Source organism: Serratia sp. HRI, from assembly GCF_010119335.3.
GTDB lineage: Bacteria > Pseudomonadota > Gammaproteobacteria > Enterobacterales > Enterobacteriaceae > Serratia > Serratia nevei.
Genome location: NZ_CP083690.1, coordinates 4,792,501 through 4,815,601 on the forward strand (window position 1 = coordinate 4,792,501; position 23,101 = coordinate 4,815,601).

Annotated in this window: 2 protein-coding genes; both read left to right on the forward strand. The window is 56.4% G+C overall.

Going from position 1 to position 23,101, the window contains the following annotated elements:
• Positions 1–157 precede the first annotated feature (157 nt).
• The gene (locus tag GF111_RS22995) at positions 158–7,024 is read left to right on the forward strand and encodes a non-ribosomal peptide synthetase (RefSeq protein WP_224217763.1); all 6,867 of its coding nucleotides are present in this window, start codon (positions 158–160) and stop codon (positions 7,022–7,024) included.
• Positions 7,024–23,070, forward strand: a complete 16,047-nt coding sequence (locus GF111_RS23000) for a hybrid non-ribosomal peptide synthetase/type I polyketide synthase (protein ID WP_047730428.1) — start codon at positions 7,024–7,026, stop codon at positions 23,068–23,070. Before GF111_RS22995 ends, GF111_RS23000 begins: the two co-directional genes overlap by 1 nt.
• Positions 23,071–23,101: the final 31 nt, after the last annotated feature.

The window sequence follows — 23,101 nt, forward strand, 5'->3', positions numbered from 1 at the left end:
CGACGCTGAGCGAACGCGCTGGACAGGTTCACAGCACAACCTCTTTTGCTATTCCGACGTTGGCGATCAGCGTATCGACTATGAGCTCTGTCTCGAAGAAAGCGCATCGGTGAGAGGCCCCATCGTCCGGTTAGCCGTTTTCGCCGATCGACAAAATGTGTTGTTCCAGATTCATGCTGAAGAAGATGGGAATATCAGGGCGTTAGCTCAGCGTGAGCTGCATTGGCGGGAAGCCCGCCGAGCGTTGTCGCAGACGGTGTTGGGCGAGTTGTTCATCGATGGCGTGGTCATGCTCAGCCGTGAGGCGAAAGATCTGGATATTGCTCTGCCCGAAGGGCCAAACCGAGTTACGGATTGGCTGGTTGCCCAGCAGAGGGTACAGCAAGAGCAGCGAGCGCTGGAAAACGACGAACTGCGTTATGGCTGCTTCAACCTGAGGGATGAAGTGTCTGCCGTTAACGATGCTGCAGTGGTTCAACGGACGATCGATGGCGTTGCGCAGCCGCAACAGGCTTTGCTGTTGGCTTTCCAGTTGCAGTTTCTGCTCAACGCACGGCGGCCTGGGCTTTATGCACTGCAATTGCAAGATAGGCAACGCAGCAGCAAAGTATTACGGTTACTCAACGGAAGGGAAACATACGCCGATCTCTCTCCTTGGTTAGTGCGGGTACTGCAGGGGGACCCGGCGAACCCATTCTACGAATCCCATCATGACGGCCGTTTTTTATCTGTGGTTGGCGTGGATGTCATCATGGATGAGGGGGATGTCGACACGGCAGCGGCCCCGATCAGGATCGTATGGAACAGCACGCGCTGTACGCTCAGTTTGCAATTTTATGGCGAAAACCCATTTTTCGACGTTGTAGCCGCTAATATCGATGAGTTTATGGCGGCGCTCGCCACATTCATGCGTAATGAAGGGGATATAGATGCGTTGACCGGCGTGTCTGAAAATAGCTACCAACGTTATTATGCGAAAATTAATGCCACGCAATGTGAATATCCGAGACAGACTATCGTCGGGATGTTTGAACAACAGGCACGGGCGCTTAACGATCACCCTGCAGTGATAACGAAAAATGAAGTGCTCAGTTATCGAATGCTTCAGCAACAGGCCAGTCGCCTTGCCGACTATCTGCAACGGCAATATGGAGTAGCGGCAGGCGACAAAATTGCCTTGATGATGCCGCGTGAGGCGGAGTTGGTAGTATGCCTGATGGCCGTGCTTAAGCTGGGGTGCACCTATATTCCGATCGACAAAAATGCGCCCGTAGTGAGGACCTATTCTATTTTGGCCGATGCCCAGCCGGCGTTAATCATCGGTGCGCATGCTCAGTCAGCCGGCAGCCTGCCGCAAGGGCTGAATTATTTGGATTGGCGTGAATATGCCGCTTCTCCTTTCGCTGGGGCCGACGGTTGCAACGAATTCCCCTCCCAGGCTGAGGCTTCGGCATTGGCCTATATTATTTACACCTCGGGAACAACAGGTAAGCCTAAAGGGGTTGCCGTAGAACATCGCAGCTTTGTGAATATCGCCAGCGATATTTCTCGACGCATGTCTGTGACGCATCAGGATCGTTTTCTGGCGATCACTACGTTGGCATTTGATATTTCAACTCTGGAAATATTTATGCCGCTCATGTTTGGCGCCACGGTGGTATTAACCGACCAGAAGACGTTGTTGGCGAATAATGACTTGCCGCAGTTTATCGCGAGTCATTCCGTGAGCCTGATGCAGGGGACGCCTTCTTTTTGGCATCAGGTCGTGCAGCAATATGCCGAGACAACGCTACCCGTTCGGGCATTGTGCGGTGGGGAAGCGGTGCCGCATGCGGTGGCGCGTTGGTTGTCAGAAAACACCGAGCGTGCGTGGAATGTGTATGGGCCAACCGAAACGACGGTTTGGTCTACCGCGGATGAACTGTTGCCTGGGGTTGATAGCGTCACCATTGGGCGCCCGCTGGCGAATACCCAGTGCTTTATCTTGGACGAACGGCGGCGTTTACTTCCTCCCGGCGTGATCGGGGAAATGTATATTTCGGGGCTGGGCGTTGCGCGCGAATACTACGGCAATGCGCGTCAGACGCAAGCAAGCTTTTTGCCGAACATATGTTCCAGCACGCCGTCAGCCTGGTTCGGTCGCATCATGTACAAGACGGGCGATCGCGTGCGTTGTTTGCCCGACGGCAGATTTGAATACCTCAGCCGATGGGATAACCAGATAAAATTGCGGGGACATCGGATTGAACTGGGTGAAATAGAGTCGGTTTTGCGAACCTACCCCGGGATGCAGCAGGTTGTTGTAAATTTACAGCCGGCCAAGGAAGAACAACAGGCGTTCCTGGTTGCCTATTATCAGGCCAAATCGCCGGTGGCACGCCAGCAACTGCAGGATTATCTGGTGACGCTGCTTCCGGACTACATGCTCCCCAGCGCTTATATGTACCTGCCTGAGATCCCCTTGAATATGAATGGCAAAGTGGATCGTAAAGCCTTGCCGCCGGTACAAGCGCAAGATAAAGCGCATTACGTAGCGCCGGGAAACGAGTTCCAGCGATGCCTGTGCCAGCTATTCCAGGATGTATTGGGGAGCGAAAGCGGACGAATCGGCATTACCGACGACTTTTTTGCTTTGGGAGGCAACAGCCTGTCGGCCATTCGCTTGGTAAATCGCATAAACGGTACGCTTCAGTGCGATCTGAAAGTTAAAGATATTTTCGAAAGAAAAAATGTGGCCAGGTTAACGCCATTGGTGGCCGCCGGGCGCGGCAGTTTTCTTTACCAAGACTACCAGATTGCGCAATGTGATGAGACCCATCTGTACCATCCTTTTCCGCTGAATAATGTTCAGCAATCTTATTATCTGGGACGAATGAAAAGTTTCGATCTCAGCGAGGTCTCTACCCATATTTATAATGAATTTATTTTCGACCATATTGATCACGACAAATTGGAGCGTGCCTATAATCAACTTATTGCACGCCATCCTGCGTTGCGCACCGTATTTGAAGAGGGAGAACAGCGATTTTTAAGTGCGGTAGCGCATTACAAAATAGGCTACCACCCCCTGAGAAATGAAGACGAGCTATTGGCTTTGCGCACCGAGTACTCGCACAAGGTTTACAAACCGGATTGTTATCCGCTGTTCGATATTTTCCTGAGCGAGTATCAAGGGAAATACCTTCTGCATGTCAGCTTTGATGCCATTATCATTGACATGACCAGTTTTGAAATATTATTCGGCGAGTGGATTGCGTTATATCACGACGAAAATCTGGTGCTGCCGCCGCTGGACATCAGCTACCGCGATTATCAGCTGCAGTACGAGCGCCTGCGCGGCGGCGCATTATTTGAGCGGGCACAGCAATATTGGCTGCAGAAAATCGATGACTATACGCTGGAGGCCGGATTACCGCTGGCCGCGCATCCCGCCAGGATCGATAAGCCGAGCTTCCGGCGTTTGTCTGCGACGATACCTATGTCGAGTTGGCAAAAGATCGTCGACAAATGCCAGCGCTTCAATATTAGTCCGACCGCTCTGATCCTTGAGCTCTACAGCAGAACGTTATGTTATTGGTCTGGTCAAGAGAGCCTTTGCCTTAATTTAACGCTGTTCAACCGTTTGCCGTTACATTCTCAGGTCGAGCAAATTATTGGCGATTTCACCGTTTTAAGCCTGTTCAATTACCAACGTCAAAATGGCGTTGCGATGAGCGAGCAGCTATCGGCTATCCACCGCACCTTGCTTAATGACGTCGATAATAATTTATTTGACGGCATTGACGTACAGCGTTTGTTGAAACAGCGGCGGAATCTATCCGCCAATACGGTTATCGCGCCGGTGGTGCTGACCAGCGTGCTTGGCATGAACAATAAAGCGAGCATGTTTGAATTGCCGCTTAATGAAGGATATCGCGGCGTTCAATACGCGATCTCCCAAACGTCTCAGGTGTGGCTCGACCATAAAGCCTACGAAAACGATGAAGGGTTCGTTGCCGAGTGGGATTATGTCGAACAATTGTTTGATGAAAAAACCATCAAGGCCATGCACGAGGGCTATTGTTCTCTGATTCGATGGGTGGCAGAACACGATTGGGAAACCATGTCATTCCCGCAGCCTGAACTGCCGGCGGAACATGCGGAAGCGGTCATGCGCTGGAATGCCACGCAAAGTACGGTGTCGGAGCAAACGCTGCACGGGTTGTTCCTTTCCAGTCTGGAAACGCCGCAAACGGCCGAGCGCATTGCGGTGATCGAAACCGAGGGCGAACGCCACTTTACCTACGCCAGGCTGGAACAGGACAGCAATACGCTGGGGCGTGCGCTATTGCGGCATACCAAGGGCGAAAAGGGGCGTATTACCGCTATTCTGCTGGAGAAAGGGTATGCGCAGGCCGTCTCAACCCTTGGGATCATGAGAAGCGGCGGCGCTTATTTGCCGTTGCACATCGAATGGCCATGGGAGCGCATACGCGACATTCTGCAGCAAGCCCGGTGCGATATCTTGCTGCTCTCTGCTCAGCAGTGTCATGATCTGGCACATGAGCTGTCGGCGTTGCCTTCGGATATCACGATTTTGGTGTTCGACGAGATAGTGGCGCCGGCGCAGGAACGTGCGTCGACGGAGGTTGCCTGGCCGATCGTCAGGGCTGACGATCTGGCCTACATTATTTTTACCTCTGGCTCTACCGGTAAACCGAAAGGGGTAGCGATCGATCACCAGGGGGCGGTCAATACCATCCTGGCTGTTAACCAACGTTGGTCGGTCGGCCGGGAAGACCGGATACTGGCGCTGTCCGAGCTGAGCTTTGATCTGTCCGTTTACGATCTGTTTGGCTTGTTGGCTGTGGGGGGCGGCGTGGTGATCCCTTCCCAGCGTGAGACCAAAGCACCGCAAGCTTGGGTGGCCGCGCTGCGCCGACATGACGTGACCCTCTGGAACTCGGTGCCGCAATTAGCGGGCCTGCTGGTTGACGAAGTCGAACCTGCGACGCGGGCGCTAACCCGGTTACGGCTGTTCCTGTTGAGCGGCGATTGGTTGCCGCTCAATTTGCCCGATCGCCTGAAAACCCAATCGCCAGACGGCAAGATGGTGAGTCTGGGGGGCGCGACAGAGGGCAGCATCTGGTCCATTTGGCATGAAATCGAACGGGTAGACGCGAGGTGGAAAAGCATTCCTTATGGCGTCGCCATGCCGAATCAACAGATGTGGGTGCTGGATGAGTGGGGGAGTGCTTGTCCTTTCGGCGTAACCGGAGAAATACATATCGGTGGGCTCGGCGTTGCTCAGGGATATTGGCAGGCTGAAACGCTGACTCGAGAACGTTTCATTTATCATCCAACCTATGGACGCCTGTACAAAACCGGCGATCTGGGCCGCTGGTCGGCGGAAGGCTATATCGAGTTCCTCGGCCGAAGAGATGCCCAGGTCAAGCTTAACGGTTATCGCGTGGAGCTGGAGGATATCGAGAATAACTTGAGCCAATTACCTGGGATCCGGCAGACGATCGTGCGGCTCAGCGAAGGTGACCTCATGGCTTACGTTGTTCCCGAGACGCAACAGCCGGTGCCGCTCTATTTTGCTAACCGCGACGCATTCGTGCTTTCGCTGCCGGCGTTACGTCAAGATCTGCAATCTTCGCGAGCGATACCCTATCCGCTGGATGAAACGGTTTACCGCGCCCGCAAGAGCACTCGCCAGTTTACCGCGGAGGCGTTATCCGCCGAAACCATCAGCAGTCTGTACGAAGCGCTGCCGGGGTGGTTGACGCAACAGATGGCGCAAGAGGGAAGCGCGCTGCCGCCTGCATCTTTGGCCGGGCTGTTGGCCGTCTGCGCCGCTTTCCGTTCGCCGCAGCGCGCGTTGCCAAAATATCGCTATCCTTCCGCCAGCAGCCTCTATGCGGTGCAAGTGTATCTCGGGCTCCCGGCGGCGATGGGAGAATATGCCGCGGGTTATTACTACTACCATCCGCTGGAACAGCATCTATACCAGGCAGAAGCGTCGGGGGAGCACACCGGGCCTTATCTGGACTTGGTGGTTCGGTGGGAAACCATCACCGCGTTATATGCCGAGCGCGCATTCGCTTTGGCGCAGATAGAAGTCGGCCACATGTTGGCCTTGCTGACTGAGCATCTCCAGTCTTTGGGCGTCGCTTATTACGTCAAGCCCGCTGACGCCGTTTCACCTGACGAGGGCGCATTAGCGTGTCGGATCCATCTCGGCGCTTGCGCCGTCACTTCACCGCCGCAAGTCAGCGTCGATTTCAGCGTGATGGAAAACGCGGGGGGCGCCTATGTCGCTCGCGCGTCAGGGCGACACTATTGCCTCGGCGAGACCTCCGTGCTGGCCGAATCATCAGACGTGTACGGGGTGTTGCAGTCGTCTCAGGTGTTGTTGCAGGTCCATGGCGCTAAGAACGCGTGTCATTATCAGGCCAGTGGCTGGATGATGCAGCGATTTGGCGCGCTCGCCGCCCAGCGGCGAATTGGCGGCTGCATTCTTGGCGTCACGCCGGCCGAGGACACGTTGTGCAGCATGGCGATAGGGTATGCGCGGGCCGAAGATGAACCGGCCTTTGACGTTCCTGCGCTTACTGTCTCGATGACCCAGGCGATCAGACGGCATTTGGCGCGTCGTTTGCCGGACTATATGTTGCCGCAGCACATTACTTTGATCCCGGAAATCCCCTTGTCTAACAACGGTAAGGTCGATACATCACGCTTGCCGAAAGTCGTCAAGCACAGCGAATGTCTGGCTCCGCGCAGCGATGATGAGATACGGATGCGCCGACTTTGGGCGGAGCTTCTGGACAAGCGTGAAGAGCGAATCGGTTGTGACCAAAGCTTTTTCACTCAAGGGGGGAATTCGCTTCTGGCTATGCGACTGGTACGCAAGATCAGCCTCGCGACGGGAACCGAGATGCGTCTGGAAGACCTCTACAACAACAATACGATTCAGGAAATGGCGGCGTGGGTCGCCGGGCAACCTTGTGGCAACGGCAGAGAAGAAGGGGCGCTGTAATGATGTTGACGGATTTATTGAACAACCTGAAAAAAAATAACATTTTATTGTGGGCCAAAGCGGACGATCGGTTGGGTTTTTCTGTCGACAAGGATATCGGCTTTGGTGCCGATCTGAAGGCTGAAGTAGCGGCACGCAAAGACGAATTGTTGACGCTGTTACAGGACAATGGCGTGACCAGCGAACAGCTCGCGAAGGAAAAGTCTTTTCTGAGGCTGCCGCCAAGTAGCTGGCCACTTGCGCTGGACTCAATTCAGCAAGGCATGTATCTGCAAAGCGACATCGACGGCTTGCCGTACACCTATACGGTACCCTTGTTCATTGGATTGCCGCAGGTGGATATCGCGCGGTTGCGGAACGCGCTGCAAAACTTTTTACGGCATCAGCCCCTGTTGCGTCAGTCGATTGATAGCGATATGACGCGCGTTTTTCTGGCGCCTGAGCAGTTTGCACTGGAAGTAGAAAGGATTTCCTGGTCCGAGCTGGAAAGTAAGAAACGGGCGTTGGCACAACAAACCTTCCCGATGCCGGAAGGGCAGTTTGCGCGCTTTGTGCTGCTGGTGCGGGCTGAGACGCAAGAGGCCGTTTTGGCGTGCGTTCACCATCATATGCTGTCTGATGCCCCTTCCGTCCAGCATTTTGCTCATCAACTGTTGAGTGCGTACGCCACACCGTCTGTATCGGCGCAGCCTGAAGCGGGGTACCTGGATTACTCCGCATATCAGCAGTGGCGGGTGCGGCAAGATGATGTTCAGGCGTTCAGAACATCGTTGGCCGCCCGTTTGAATCAGGCGGAACCGCCGGCATTGCGGCAGCGCCATCTCTCTGGCGTGGAGAATCGTGCCTTTGCCGTGCAGGCAGGATTGACGTCGGAGGTTGTCGCGCGTTTGACGCAGGCATGCGGCGAACGGGGACTGACGCTCTATTCTCTGTTGTTTACGACGTTCGCCCATGTATTACGGACCTTTAGCGGCCAGGACAGCGATTTCCCTATTGGACTGACAGTGATGAATCGCCCCGAGGCGTTCAGCCGCGCCATTGGGCCGTTTATCAGCACCCTGCCGGTCATCGCCGCATTGCGCGCAGACCAAAGCGTGTTGAGCAATGTCAAAAGCATTCAGCACGATATTCTGCAGTTGCAGGAACATCCGTGGGTAAACATTGGGCACTTGGCCCCGGAGATCGACGGTGGCGCGGTGCGCATCAATGAACTGGTTCAGCTGCTGTTTACCTTCCATAACTTTGAAAACGGCGATATCGCCGTCCCCGGTGTGGAATATCGTCTGGAGCCTTATCCCGATCTGGCGGAAAAGTTTGGCATGTCCTTATTTGCCGCTCAACGAGACGGTCAAATCGATTTCACGTTAACCGCGGCGGAGAATCGTTACGAAGAGGACTACGTTCGCAATATTCTCGAGGCTTTGGTTTATGCGCTGGGCCAGTTTGATCGGCAATCCTGGGAGACGCCGCTCGAACAAATCGATTTAATTACGCCAGCCCAGCGTCGGCAGGTGCTGTCCGAATGGAATGACACGCACTGCGATTATTCAGAAGATGAGCATATTGCGTCTTTATTGGAAGCGCAGGTCGCGCTGACGCCGGACAATATCGCCTGTGCGGATCGGCATCGGCAATTGACGTATCGCCAGTTGAATCTACAAGCCAATCAGTTGGCGGCCGCCTTATCGGCACGCGGGGTGGGGCATGGCGCATGCGTTGCGCTGTGTCTGGATCGCAGCGTCGAGCTGTTGGTCGGTATTTGGGCGATCCTGAAATTGGGGGCCGCCTATTTGCCTGTCGACCCGGCATTCCCCGACGATCGTCTCGATTACATTCTACAAGATAGCCGGGCCGAGGTGATTATCTGCCATCAGGCCTACCGACACCGGGTGGCGGCGCCAGGGCGGCGGCTGGTGGTGTTGGATGATGAATCGCTGCGCCACGAGCTTGAGCTGTTGAGCGATGAAAACATGGCGCGTCAGATATCACCGAACGATCTGGCCTATGTCATCTATACCTCCGGGACCACAGGGCAGCCCAAGGGGGTGATGTGCACGCACCGCGGTTTGATCAACCGTATCCAATGGATGAATAAATCCTATCCGCTGACGGCAGCCGATCGGGTGTTACAAAAAACGCCGTACATTTTTGATGTCTCTGTATGGGAACTGATTTGGGCCTCTCTTTACGGTGCCAACATCGTTTTTGCCGATCCGGACGGCCACAAGGACGCGGATTATCTGATTGAACTGATCGAGCGCGAAACCATCACCGTACTGCATTTTGTGCCATCAATGCTGGCGGCTTTTACCGAGACGTTACAGGGCATTCAGCGCGATCGAAACGTCAGCTTGCCGAGCTTGCGCTACGTGTTCTGCAGCGGTGAAGAACTCAAACTGACCCAGGTCAAAGGGATTAAGCAGTGTTTGCCTCATATCGCCCTGCACAATCTTTATGGGCCAACCGAAGCCTCCATCGATGTGCTGTATTTCGACTGTAACGATCCGGATATAGATAACGTCGCGATCGGGCGGCCGATTGATAACATGAAAGTGTTGGTCCTGGACAAAGGGCAGCGGCTTTTGCCGCCCGGTGCGGTGGGTGAACTCTACCTTTCCGGCGTCGGACTGGCGCGCGGCTATCTGAATAAAGCGGCGCTGACGGCGGAGAAATTCATCGTCAATCCGTATTGCACCGAATGGGATGAGCGGGCGGATGACTATGCCTGTTTGTATAAAACCGGTGATTTGGTGTATCAGCGGAATGATGGGCAAATCGTTTATGTTGGCCGCAATGATTTTCAAGTGAAAATACGCGGATATCGCATTGAGTTGGGTGAAATCGCCCAGCATCTCGAAGCGTTTGACTTGGTGCGCCAGGCGGTGGCGCTGGTTTATCAACAGCCCCATCCCCGCCTCGTGGCCTATTACACGGCGCAGGCACCGTTGCCGGAGGCGACGCTACAACACTTTCTTGCCGCCGCCTTGCCCGAGTACATGGTGCCGGAGACCTTTATCTGGTTGAAAGAATGGCCCGTCACGGTGAATGGCAAACTGGATCGGCGTGCGCTTCCTGAACCGTCTCTGCCGGTCGTACAGGAACGTGTCACACCGCGGTCGGAGAGGGAAGCGCAGATCGCCGCCATTGTTGCGGAAATGATGGGGATCGATGAAGCGCATTTCAGCTGTGAGGCTAACCTGTATCAGTTGGGGCTGGACAGCATCATGGCGATCAAGCTGGTGAGCAAATTGCGCCAGGCGATGGGCGTATCGATCCGGGTGAAAGACGTGTTCGCCAGCAAAACCGTGCATGCACTCCATTTACGGCTCGCTCAGCATCAGCAGCAGGTGATGATTGAAGGTAAACGGGAGCAGGGCGTATTGGTTGGCGAGCTGCCGCTGCTGCCTGTCCAACGCTGGTTCTTTGATTGCGCATTCCCTTATCCGAGTTATTGGAACCAGGCGTTTCTGCTGGATGTGCCGGCGCTGGACGTCGAACGCCTGCGCGAAGCGCTGCACGCATTGATTCAACATCACGATGCGCTACGCCTGACGTTTACGTCTGAGGATTCGTCGCATTGGCGCCAAGGCTATCAACCGATGACGGACGCCATCGAACTGCGGTGTCATCATGTCGAACGCTCGGCGCTGCAATGGCAAGAGGCCCTGTCCGCCGTGCTGACCGAATGGCAAAGCGATATCGATCTGGCCGACGGGCCGCTTTATCGTTTTGGTTATGTCACGGGGTTTGACGAGGGGCGAGCCCGTATTTTCTGCGCTTGCCACCATTTGGTGCTCGATAGCGTCAGCTGGGGCATTCTGGCTCGCGATCTGGCGAACGCCTACCACGGTGAAAGCCTTGGGGATAAGGGAACGAGTTATCGTCAGTGGACTGAGCACTTCGAGCAATATTGTGCCAATCACGCGGAAGAGGCGTCTTACTGGCGGGACAGGATGGCGGACTACCGCCACGTTGCGTTGCCGGCTGCGCGCGGCGCTACGCTGGCATGCAGCCGCCTCGCGTTATCAATAAAAGTGACGCAGGCGCTGCAAACCGAGGGTTTACGTGCCTTCAATGCGAAAATCGACGAATGTTTGCTGGCGTGTGCAGACGGCATGCTCGCTCACTGGTTTAACGGAGAGCTGACCCATGTGACCGTTGAAGGGCACGGACGCGAAGAGATTGATGCCGCTCTGGACGTTCATCGTTGCGTCGGGTGGTTCACGTCACTTTATCCCTGTGCGCTCTCATCCTCTCCCGATCCGGCAATGCGTTTGCAGGCGGCCAAAGCGCAACTGCGCGGCGTGCCTCATCAGGGCGTAGGATTTGGCGCGTTTGCCCGTGAGCTAGGGTTGCCGCTGCCCAATGTTTGTTTCAACTATCTGGGACAGCTGACTTCGCCGGATGAAAAGGATTGGGCGCTGGTCATGTCGCCGGTCGGTGAGACGCGCCATCCTGACAACGGCTTGCCTTTCGGTATTACGCTCTTTAGCTACATAGAGCAAGGTCGGTTGCAGCTCGAAGTCGTCAGTGGTCTGTCCGGTGAGCAAAATCAACAGTTGCTGGAGGCCTGGGAGGCGGCTATAGACACGCTGATAGCGTGCTGTGAACGGCAGGGAAGAACCCAATACGGCCTTGGCGATTTCATCAATGTTGCGGATGAACGCGACTTACAGCATTTACCTCTGCAGGGCGGTGCCGAAAACGGCGACTGCTTTGCCATGACCGAGATTCAGAAAGCCTACCTGGTTGGGCGTTTTGAAAACTATGAGATCGGCAACGTCGCCAACCACATCTACAACGAGTTCGTTTATCCGCGCCTTGATGACGAACGTCTGGAGCTGGCGATTAACCGATTGATCGCCCTCTGTCCGGTGCTGCGCACCGTGTATGACGCGGAAAGCATGACTCAGCGCTTCATTTCGGTGTCGCAGGCCGGCCATTATGCCTTGGCGGTGAATGACCTGCGCCTCGACGATGAGGCTACCGCGCTGGCGCGTGCGCGCAAGCGTCTGTCCCATCAGGTCTATCAGGTCGACCGTTTCCCGTTGTTCACTTTTGAAATCAGCCGGCTGCGCGATCGCGACGTGCTGCATATCAGTCTCGATCTGATTTTGCTGGATGTGCAAAGCCGTCTGGCGCTGTATCAACTGCTTAATGCGCTGTATCGGGGAAATGTCTTGCCGCCGCTGGCAACCGTGAACTTCAAAGACTACCAGGAGCATCTGGCCCACCTGAAGGCCTCCCGTTGGTATCAACGAGATTGCGCTTATTGGCAGGACAAGCTGGCCGATATGCCGCTGCGGCCAAACTTACCGCTCAAGGTGCCGTCGGCCACGGTTGAACACCCGCGCTTTGCAGAGCATACGCTATATATAGACAAACAAATTTGGCAGGATTTCAAACGGCAAGCGCAGCATTATCAGGTCTCATACTCGTCGGTATTGCTGAGCCTCTATGGCTACCTCATCGCGCGATATTCCGGCAACAGCGAGTTTCTCATTACCATGACGCTGTTCAACCGCTACGCGGTTTGCGAGGACGTAAACGACATTTTGGGTGATTTTACCTCGACCAACCTGTTCCATTTTCGCGATGCCGGCGAGGACCTGTTCACCACCATCGAGACGACGCATAAGCGCATGTGGGACGACATTCAGCATGCATTGTACAGCGGGTTGGATGTGCAGCGCGATCTGGTGAAACTGCACGGTCTGGATCGCCATTCGGCGGTGTCGCCGTTGGTCTTCACTGGCGTCGTAGGGCAACAAACCGGCGATTGGGATAAACAGGCGTATCTGGAAGACAGCGAGGCGCGCGAGCAGCGATATTGGTGTGCGCAAACCTCTCAGGCTTGGATCGACCTGCAGGCTATTGAAGTCGATGGCCGCTTTATGAGCAAGTGGCTTTATGTCGAACAGCTGTTTGATGAAGAAACCATTGCGCATCTGAATCGCGCCTATTGCCGGCTGATCTCGCTATTAGCGCAGCAGCCTTGGGAAATGCCGGTGGGATGCGAAAACTATTTGCCTGAAGCACAAAGAGAAATGATGCAGCAGGCAAATGCCGTCACTCAGCCTCTCAGTGAAGAAACCCTGTTCAGCGCGTTCGATCTGTTGGCGACGCAAGCACGGCATCGAGAAACGATCGCGGTGTATGACGGGGAAGCGGCGATCGGCATGACCTATGGCCAATTGAAACAAGACAGCGATGCTTTGGCGCAGCAGGGGGTAGGTTCATCCGCGCCGCTGATTGCCGTATTGGCGGAAAAAAGCTACGCCCAGGTCTGTGCCTGTCTGGCGATCATGAAGGCCGGCAAGGGCTATCTACCGTTGCATGTGGAGTGGCCGGCGGGGCGCATCGCCGATATTTTACAACAGGCCGGTGTAGAACAGCTCTGGCTGACCCGGGCACAGTCGGCGCGTGTGGATATCCGGACACTGAGCGAAGCGGGTTATCAACTTCTGGTCATCGAGGATATGCTGGATGAGGCGACCGCTTTGCCACCGTGTTTCGGCTTGCCGCACGTCAGCGCCGCCGATGTGGCCTATGTCATTTTCACTTCCGGTTCCACCGGGCGGCCAAAAGGGGTCACCATCGATCACCGTGGCGCAGTGAATACGCTGCAAGCGGTGAATCGACGCCTCTCGCTGACCGCTGAAGATGCCCTGTTCGCGCTGTCTGAATTGAGCTTCGATCTCTCCGTCTATGACATCTTCGGCGCGCTTAGCGTCGGTGCGGAGATCGTCTTACCGGCTCAAGAGAGCGTAAAAGATCCGGAACGGTGGTTGCCGCTGCTTGCTGAGCGTGAAGTCACCGTCTGGAACAGCGTTCCACAGCTTGCCGGGCTGCTGGCCGATGCCGTGGCACGGCAGGGCTGCTCACTGCCAAGGCTGCGCGCGTTTTTAATGAGCGGTGATTGGATCCCGCTGAATCTGCCGGAGACGTTGCGCACACTTTGGCCGCACGCTGACTGCATCAGCCTGGGCGGGGCGACCGAGGGCAGCATTTGGTCCGTTTGGTACCCGATAGAGGCGATCGATCCGGCCTGGCGTTCCATCCCTTATGGCACCGCGATGCCTCATCAGACGCTTTATGTTTTGGATCCGCAGGGACAGATGTGTCCGGTTGGCGTGACCGGTGAGCTCTATCTTGGCGGGATGGGGGTGGCATTAAATTATTGGCGAAATCCACAGCTCACGGCGGAGCGTTTCATTTCGCACCCTCGTCACGGACGCCTATACAAGACGGGAGATTTAGGGCGCTGGCATGCGGCAGGTTATGTCGAATTCCTGGGGCGCAACGACTTCCAGGTCAAGCTGCGCGGGCATCGCATTGAGCTCGGGGAGATTGAAAGCCGGCTTCTGCAATGCGGCGGGATCCACCAGGCCGTGGCACTGGTGATGGCGCAGCCGGCACCGATGCTGGTGGCTTATTACGTCGGCGAAGCGAACGCTGACGAGAAAATGCTCCGTTCGCGACTGGCTGAACAATTGCCGGAATATATGGTACCGGCGCATCTTATCGCTTTGGATGCCTTGCCGCTGACGGCGAATGGCAAACTGGATCGCAACGCCTTGCCGCTACCCGCAGCCGAAGAGCAGGCGACTTACTGCCCGCCGCGTGACGACCGTGAACATCAACTGTGTCGGCTGTGGGGCGAGATCCTGCACGTGCCGGCGGATGAACTCAGTACCCAGGCGGATTTGTTCCAGTTGGGCATCGACAGTATCGCCAGTATCCAAATGGCGGGGCGGTTAAGACGCGAATTGCAGCTGGATGTCACGCTGAAAGAGTTGCTGACGTATCGCACCATCGCATCGTTCTACGACACTCTGCTCGGCCGTCAAACCGTTGGCGGTATCCAGACCGTTCAGCGCGAAACGGGGGCCTTGAGCGGCGCAGCTCCGCTGCTGCCCATCCAGCAATGGTTCCTGGCACATGATCGGCCGCATCCGCAGCAGTGGAACCAGTACGGGCTGTTGGTGGCGCCTGGCATGACAATGGCCCGCCTGCAATGCCTGTTGCCGCGCCTCGTGGCGCAGCACGACGCGTTCAATCTGCGCTTCGAAAAAGATACCCAAGGAGAATGGCGTCAATGTTACCAGCCGCAGGCTGCGCTGCCGCCCTGCCACGCTTTGGACATTCGCGCATTGTCGCTGCCGGAAGACCACCCGGATTTTGACGCCGCGCTGTTGCAGCGTTTTGCCGGCTGGCAGCAGGCGTTCGATCTGCAGAGCGGGCCTTTGGCCGCGTTTGCCGTTCTTGAAGGGTACGCGGACGGCAAGGCCAGGGTGTTCGTCGCTTGCCATCACCTGATTGTCGATGCGGTCAGTCTGCAGGTGATCGTCGACGATTTACGACGCCTGAGCCAAGAGGAAACGCTGCCGGAGAAGGCCAGCAGCTATCGCCAATGGGTGAACCATCTGCGGCAACGTGCGCAAATTACCTCTCATGAACGTGAAGAGTGGCTGGGGCAATTGCCGGGCAGCGAAGTTCATGCGTTGCAAGCGCTGGGCGGAACCACGACGACGCGTCATGCCTTTGCGTGGGGAGAAGGGCCATCCTGTCGCTTGATGCAGCACCTCGCCATGTTCGGCATGCAGCCGCAGGACATGGTGGCCTGGGCGGTTGGCCGCGTTTTGCATGATTTGACCGGACAAACCGCCTTTAGCCTATGGTTTGAGGGGCACGGTCGGCAAACGGATGAGCGAACGCTGGATATCTCCAGGACGATGGGCTGGTTCACCAGTCGTTATCCCGTGCGTTTTAGCTATCAACGCGATGCCAGGGAACATTTGCTCGCGGTGAAAAATAATCTGAGACGTTGGTCGCAGCGGGCGGAAAACTTCGGTGTCCTGTGTGGTTTGCCCGTGGTGAGAGAGGACGGCATCAGCATCAACTACCTGGGCAAGATGGAGGCGGCGGGTGACTGGGCGCTGGATCACCACTTTGTGGGGCTGCATCGCCATGCCTCCCAGGAAGGGACGCATCTGATCGATATCGTCGTGTTGAACGTTGGCGATCGTCTTGAATTGCGGGTCGAAAGCCGGCTGCGGGAGCATGACGCGGCCTGGTTGACGCAGCGGCTTATTCGAGAGTTGGAAGATGGCCTGGTATCGATGAATTGGCCATCCTGGCGTTGGTTAACCGAATCGGATGTCGATTTCGCCCTCCCGCAATCCCATCTGGATCGGCTGCAACATGCGCAGGCGGTTGATGCTGTCTTCATGGCCAATAGTCTGCAGCAAGGGATGTTGCACCATTCGCTGGCTTTTGGCGACGCCGATCGGGTGTATCGCGTGGCTACACGCTGGGATTATCACTGTGCGATCGAGCCCGAGACGTTCAAGCGGGCGTGGCAATGGGTGCAACAACAGTTCTCCTGCCTGCGGTTGCGGTTCGATTGGCGCGGTGAAATCGTGCAGGTCGTGGATCATGAAGGGCGCTTCCCTTGGCGCGTCCATGACATCAGCCATCTGTCGCCTGAAGAGCGGGAACACGCCTTGCACAGGCTGCAGGAAAGTGAGCAGCAGGTCAGCTTCGATCTCCAACAAAGCGGACTGTACCGTGTTTGCCTGGTCAAACTGGCGGATGATCACTTCGCTTGCCTGTTCTGTGTACATCACGCGATCCTCGATGGTTGGAGCAGTCCGCTGCTGGTGGGGGCGCTGCATGACGCTTACCTGGCTTTTTCTCACGGACGTGAGCCGGCGGACAGACCGGATCTCTTTGCTTCAGTGCAGCGCTACATTCAACGGTATCGCGATAGGGACACGGATTTCTGGCGCGACTACCTGAGCTCGGTCGACACCTCGCCGGATCTGAGCGGATGGCGCCGTCCGGATGCGGAGTCATCGGCGTTAGCAGCCATTAAGAGCGTCTCCGCTGCGGGGATTTGCCGCTGTGAACTGAGCGCCGAAGAGCGCCGGTGCGCGCTCGACGCTGCCCAGCGCCAAGGCATGACCCTGAACGCCTTGCTGCAATACGCCTGGCACAAGGTGCTCGCACTCTACTCCGGTGCTGCCGTGACCGTAGTGGGCACCGTGGTGGCGGGAAGGATGCTGCCGTTGAATGGTATTGAAAACACGCTGGGCATGTTCCTCAATACGCTGCCGTTGAAGGTGGAGCATCAAAGCGATGTGCCTCTGATTCAGCAGGCACATCGGTTGCAGCAAGATATTAATGAAGCCAATACCCGATGCCTGGTCGATCTGGCTCATCTGCAGCCAGCGGGCCAACGCCTGTTTGACTCGTTGTTCATTTATGAAAATTACCCGCAGCCTGATGAAGACCGCCACCGCGAACTGCGTCATCAATTCGTCGGTCGCAATGAGCAGAGGGATTATCCATTGGTCGTCAGCGTGGAGGAGGCGCCGGACGTTCTGCTGATTAAGCTGGAATATGCGGCGGAGTACTTTGATGCGGCGATGATGCGGCAAGCGATGGCACTGTTAAAGGACATCGTCGGCCACATGGCGAAAGACGCGAGTACGGAGACGGTGGCGATAGCTCCGGTTTATTGTGAGCCGGAGCAACCCTTGTTGCTTCCTGCGCCGGGGAATGCCGCCACCTTATCGCAGGTGTTGGCGCACTACGCATGCAGCCGGTCAGACGCTCCGGCGCTGAGTGACGGCGAGCGCAGCTGGAACTACGCCCAGCTTGACGCAGAAGTGACGCAACTCGCCAATCTCATCGCCGGCCGCCTTGAGAAGACGCCGCACGCGCCTATTGCCTTGCGGCTGCACAGCAAAGTCTTGACGGTCATGGCCTTGTTGGCGATAGGGCGACTGGGCGCAGCTTATGTGCCGCTGGACAAAGACTATCCGCAGGAGCGTATCGATTTCATTCTGCGTGACAGCCAGGCTATTGCCGTATTGACGATGTCTGGGGATGAAGGGGCCGAGTACGGTATTCCGTCTATTCCCTTGTTCGGCACCGCGGGAGAAGCGCTGTGGCGCAAACAGGCCACGATGCCGATGTTCACACCTGCGGCGGAGAAGACCGCCTACATACTTTACACGTCCGGCACGACGGGTAAACCCAAAGGGGTTAGCGTGGGGCATGGGGCGCTGCTCGCCACATTGCGAGGTTTCTGGCAGCAGTACTTCCAGGGCAGGGAAGCGCTGAAAACGTACAGCATGACCAACCCCGTTTTCGACATTTTCGGTCTTGAATACGGTTTGCCGTTATTGAGCGGCGGCTGCGTTACCTTGGGAACTCACCATGTCACTGCGCTGGATTGCCGTAAGTTCGATTTCATCCAGTCAACGCCCAGCATGCTGGAAATTGTCCTACCGGTATTGCAGGGGGACAAGGAATGTTTACTTCTGGTCGGCGGTGAAAAACTTGAGCCGCATTTGGCGCAGAAGGCCCTGGCTGTTTTCACGGCGCTTGTCAATGTCTACGGTCCGACGGAAACCTGCATTTGGTCAACCGGTAAACATTATCGGCGTGCTGCGACGGATCGCGTTTTAACGATAGGCCGCCCTCTGCCGGGAGAACGTTGTCTGGTGTTGGATCCGGCCGGCAGACCTTTGCCCGTCGGGGCCATCGGCGAGCTCTATATCGGGGGCAGCGGCGTGGCCGAGGGTTATCACAACCAGCCTGAGCTGACCGCCTCACGCTTTGTCTCACTGTCGTTCGCTGAGGGGATATGGTATCGCAGCGGCGATCGCGCGCGCATTTTGCCAAATCGTGAAATAGCATTCCTTGGGCGGCAGGATCAGCAAGTCAAGTTGCACGGCCATCGTATTGAGAAGGGCGAGATTGAGCAGGTTATATTGCAGCACGAGTCGATCTTGCAGGCCACCGTGCAAATATGCCAAGTGGCGGGGGATGGGAACGTCGGTCAGGCGTTGGTTGCCTATTATGTGGCGCAGGGCGAAATTGACGCCGGGCTGTTGAATGAACACGTCGGTCGACACCTGCCGGGCTACATGGTGCCTGCCTATTGGATTGCGTTATCTGCCTTGCCGCTGAACGCTAACGGCAAGCTGGATGTTCGTGCGTTGCCGTCGGTTGACGCCGGTGAAGCATCACCAGCGGCGCAAAGCGAAATCGCTACGCCGCTGGTGAAGCAGTTGCAGGTTATCTGGCAAGAATTGCTCGGTTGCGAGGCGGTGGGCGTCAATACCTCGTTCTTTGAACTGGGTGGGAACTCCATCATGTTGACCCGGCTCTATGGCATGTTACCCGACCAGGTTCAGCAAAAAATCGGTCTGATAGATCTCTTCCGTCTGCCGACCATTGCCCGCATTGCCGCGCATATCGAAGGTCGCCAACATGAAGCGGCGCCGGCACCGACGACTGGACCGATCAATGCCCGGGACGATATCGCCATTGTGGGGATGGCGGGCCGCTTCCCTGGCGCGCAAACGCTGGCGGCATTCTGGCAACGGTTATGCGATGGCGAGGCGTTTATTACGCATTACTCGCGCGAGGCGCTGGCGGCATCGGTTGACCCCGAACTGCTGGATCATCCGCATTATGTTCGCGCCCAGGGGATACTCGACGATATCGATCGCTTTGACGCCGATTTCTTCGGCTGTACGGCTCAGGAAGCGCGTTTGATGGATCCGCAGCAGCGAATTTTCCTGGAATGCGCCTGGCATGCTTTGGAAGATGCGAACTGCGATCCGCAGCGCTTTGCCGGTGATATCGGCGTCTATGCGGCCATCGGCAACAGCAACTACGAAAGAGACGTTGTTCTACCGAACATGCCGCAGGCTGATTTGATCGATCATTACCAGTTGATGATTCATAACCAATCCCACTTCCTGGCGACAAAAACGGCGTACAAGTTGAATTTGACCGGGCCGGCGATGACGATCCAAACGGCTTGTTCATCCTCGCTGGTCGCTGTTCATCAGGCTTGTCGTGCCTTGCAGGTGGGTGACTGTCAGGTCGCATTGGCAGGCGGCATCTCCATTGGCCAATTAGCGCGCGGTGGTTACCTGTACCAGCCAGGGATGATCTTCTCACCTGATGGTCACTGCCGTCCGTTTGATGCGCAAGCGTCGGGAACCATTGAAGGACAAGGGGTAGGTATTGTCGTGCTGAAACCTTTGGCGCAAGCGCTGGCGGACGGTGATGCTGTGTATGCCGTTGTGAAAGGGTCGGCCGTAAATAATGACGGGCGGGATAAAATGGGATTCACTGCGCCAAGCGAGAGCCGTCAACAGGCGGTGATTGCCAAGGCATTGGCCGATGCCGATGTCACGCCGGCGGACATTTCCTATGTCGAAGCGCACGGCACCGGCACGCCATTGGGCGACCCTATTGAAATTGCCGGGTTGAAAGCGGCCTTCGCCGGACAACAGGCGGAACACGCCTGCGCAATAGGCTCGGTGAAAAGTAACCTGGGGCATTTGGATGTCGCGGCAGGCATCGCCGGCTTGATTAAAACGGCGTTGTGCCTGCAGCATCGCACGTTAGTTCCCACGCTACATATGCAGCGTGAGAATCCGGCATTAAAACTGGCTGAGGGGCCGTTTTATGTGAATGTTGAAACCCGCGACTGGGAAAGCGCCTCAGGGCTCCGCACCGCCGGCGTCAGCGCTTTCGGCATTGGCGGCACCAACGCGCACGTTATCCTTCAGCAGGCGCCGAACACGCCGACAACCGCGCCTCGGTCCGCTCAGCGCAATATGCTGTGCGTTTCTGCGGCGGATGACGCAGCTCTCGAACGGATGAGTGGGGCTTTGGCCGATCATTTGGCAATGCATCCTGAGCATTCGATCGAGGCGGTTGGCTATGCCCTGATGGCGCGGCGACACCGCTATGCATGTCAACGCTGGGTATCCGGAGATTCACGGGAAGCGGTCGTCGCGCAGTTGCGCGAGAAGGGTGAAACGATGGCCCGACCTGCGTTCGAGGCGCAGGTGGCCTTTATGTTCCCGGGCCAGGGCGCACAATTCGTCGGCATGACACAGGCGTTATATGAAGCCGAACCGCAATTCCGAGCGGAGGTCGATCGTTGCCTCGCATTGCTCGAGCCGATGATGGGCGGTGAAATAACGCGGGAAGACGTATTGGCGAACGGGGAGAGCGTACACCACACCGCAGTCACTCAAGTGGCGCTGTTTGTGTATGAATATGCGTTGGCGCAGTGGTATCGCTTCCTCGGTGTTGAGCCGACGGTGATGATTGGTCATAGCCTGGGCGAATATGTTGCCGCATGTATCGCCGGCGTATTTTCACTGGAGGATGCGCTCAAGTTGATGCTCAAACGCGGTGCGCTATTGGCGCACACCGCACCGGGGGCGATGCTGGCTATCAAACAGTCGGCGGAGGGCGTAAGCGAACAGGCTGCCGCGTTGGGCGTCGATATCGCCGTCGTTAATGACTCGGGAAGCTGTGTCATTTCCGGCGCGGCGTCGGCAATCGCCTCTTTGCAGGCGAGCTTGATCGCCCAAGGGGTATCTTGCCATCCGGTTAAGGTTTCACACGCGTTCCATTCGCGTTTATTGGAGCCTGTGTTGGCAGAGTTTAAGACCGCGCTGCAAGAAATTGCCTTCAACGAGCCGCAGTTACCGTTTATCTCCAATTTGACCGGCCAGTGGGCAACGGCGGAACAGGTTTGTCAGCCCGAATATTGGGTGCAGCACCTGCGGCATACGGTGCAATATGACGCCGGCCTGCGCACCTTGCTTGAACGCCGTGCCGATGACAACTGGGTATTGCTGGAAGTAGGGCCGCGTCAAATTCTGAGTACGCTGGCGTCGCGCCATCCGGCATTGGGGAATGCGGCCGTTGTCGTTTCTTCACCGCGCAACGCTACGGATGAGCGGCAGGCTGCGCAGATGCTGTGGCGTTCCGTAGGCGTGCTGCATATGTCAGGTGTGGAAATCAACCAGGAGCGTTTCTGGCGGTGCACGGGGCAAGCGTCTTTGCGTCTACCGGCATATCCTTTCGCGCCTCAGCGGCATTGGTTCGGTGTGATGAATTCACCCGCTCATTCGCGGCCGGCCCCGGTTCCGGCGGAGGCAGCCGTGCACCAAGGGGATATGCAACAACGGGTAGCAATGTTGTTCAACGAGGTTCTGGGGTGTGAGTCGGTCGATCCACAACGCGGGTTCTTCGAACTGGGCGGCGACTCGCTGAGCGCATTGCAACTGATTGGCCGCCTGCAAAAAATGACCGGTATACGTCTTGAGCTTATGGCCATGGAACAGCCGAGCGTCGTGCAAATAGCGCAATCGCTGGAGGCTCATGCGACAGCGAAGCCTCAGGGCGAAAGCGGTTTGGTGAGGCTGCGCGACGGTGAGGATGAGGGGATGATACCACTTGTGTTGATCCACCCCATCGGCGGCGACATCTATTTCTACCGGGAGTTGGCTCAATGCTTGGGGAGCAGCAGAACGATTTATGCCATACGTTCGCCTCTGCTCAATGGCTCGGGCGTCTTCGAGAGCATCGAACAATTGGCGGGGGAGTATCTGGCTTTGCTGGAGCCGCATCTTGAGCGAGGCGAATGTTGCCTGGCCGGTTCTTCGTTCGGCGGTATTATCGCGTTTGAAATGGCGCGGCAGTACCAAGAGGGAAAACATGTGTCTCTGCCGGTAGTGATGATTGATTCCCCAGGACAGGGAAATCTGCCTGCGGCCATGACGGATGAACAGATTTTGGACTACCTGCTTTCATTTGGCCTGGTGTCGCTGGATATTGATTGGGATGCCTGGAAGGCGATGACCCAAATGGCGGATAAAATCCATTATTTATCTGAGATCACCAAAGGAACCGCGGCCGAAACGCTCTTTTCCTCGGCGTTCTTACCTCGTTACTTGAGCACCTGGCAACGGCATAACGTGATGATGCAGCGTTACCACCCGCATGCGTTGATGAGTGATGTGCTGTTTTTCTCTCACCGTGAGGTGATTGCAGATTTTCCTGAAAATCAAAGCAAGTTCTGGCATCCCTGGGTGTTGGGCCGCTTCGAGGTGCAGGTAATTCCGGGGAACCACCTGACGATGAACGCGGGAGAAGGCGCGGCAATGATGGCGGAAAAAATGACTTCGTGGTTAGGGCATTGGACGCTGGCTTGATGCCGCAGTGTGTTCGCTATACCTGAGAGGA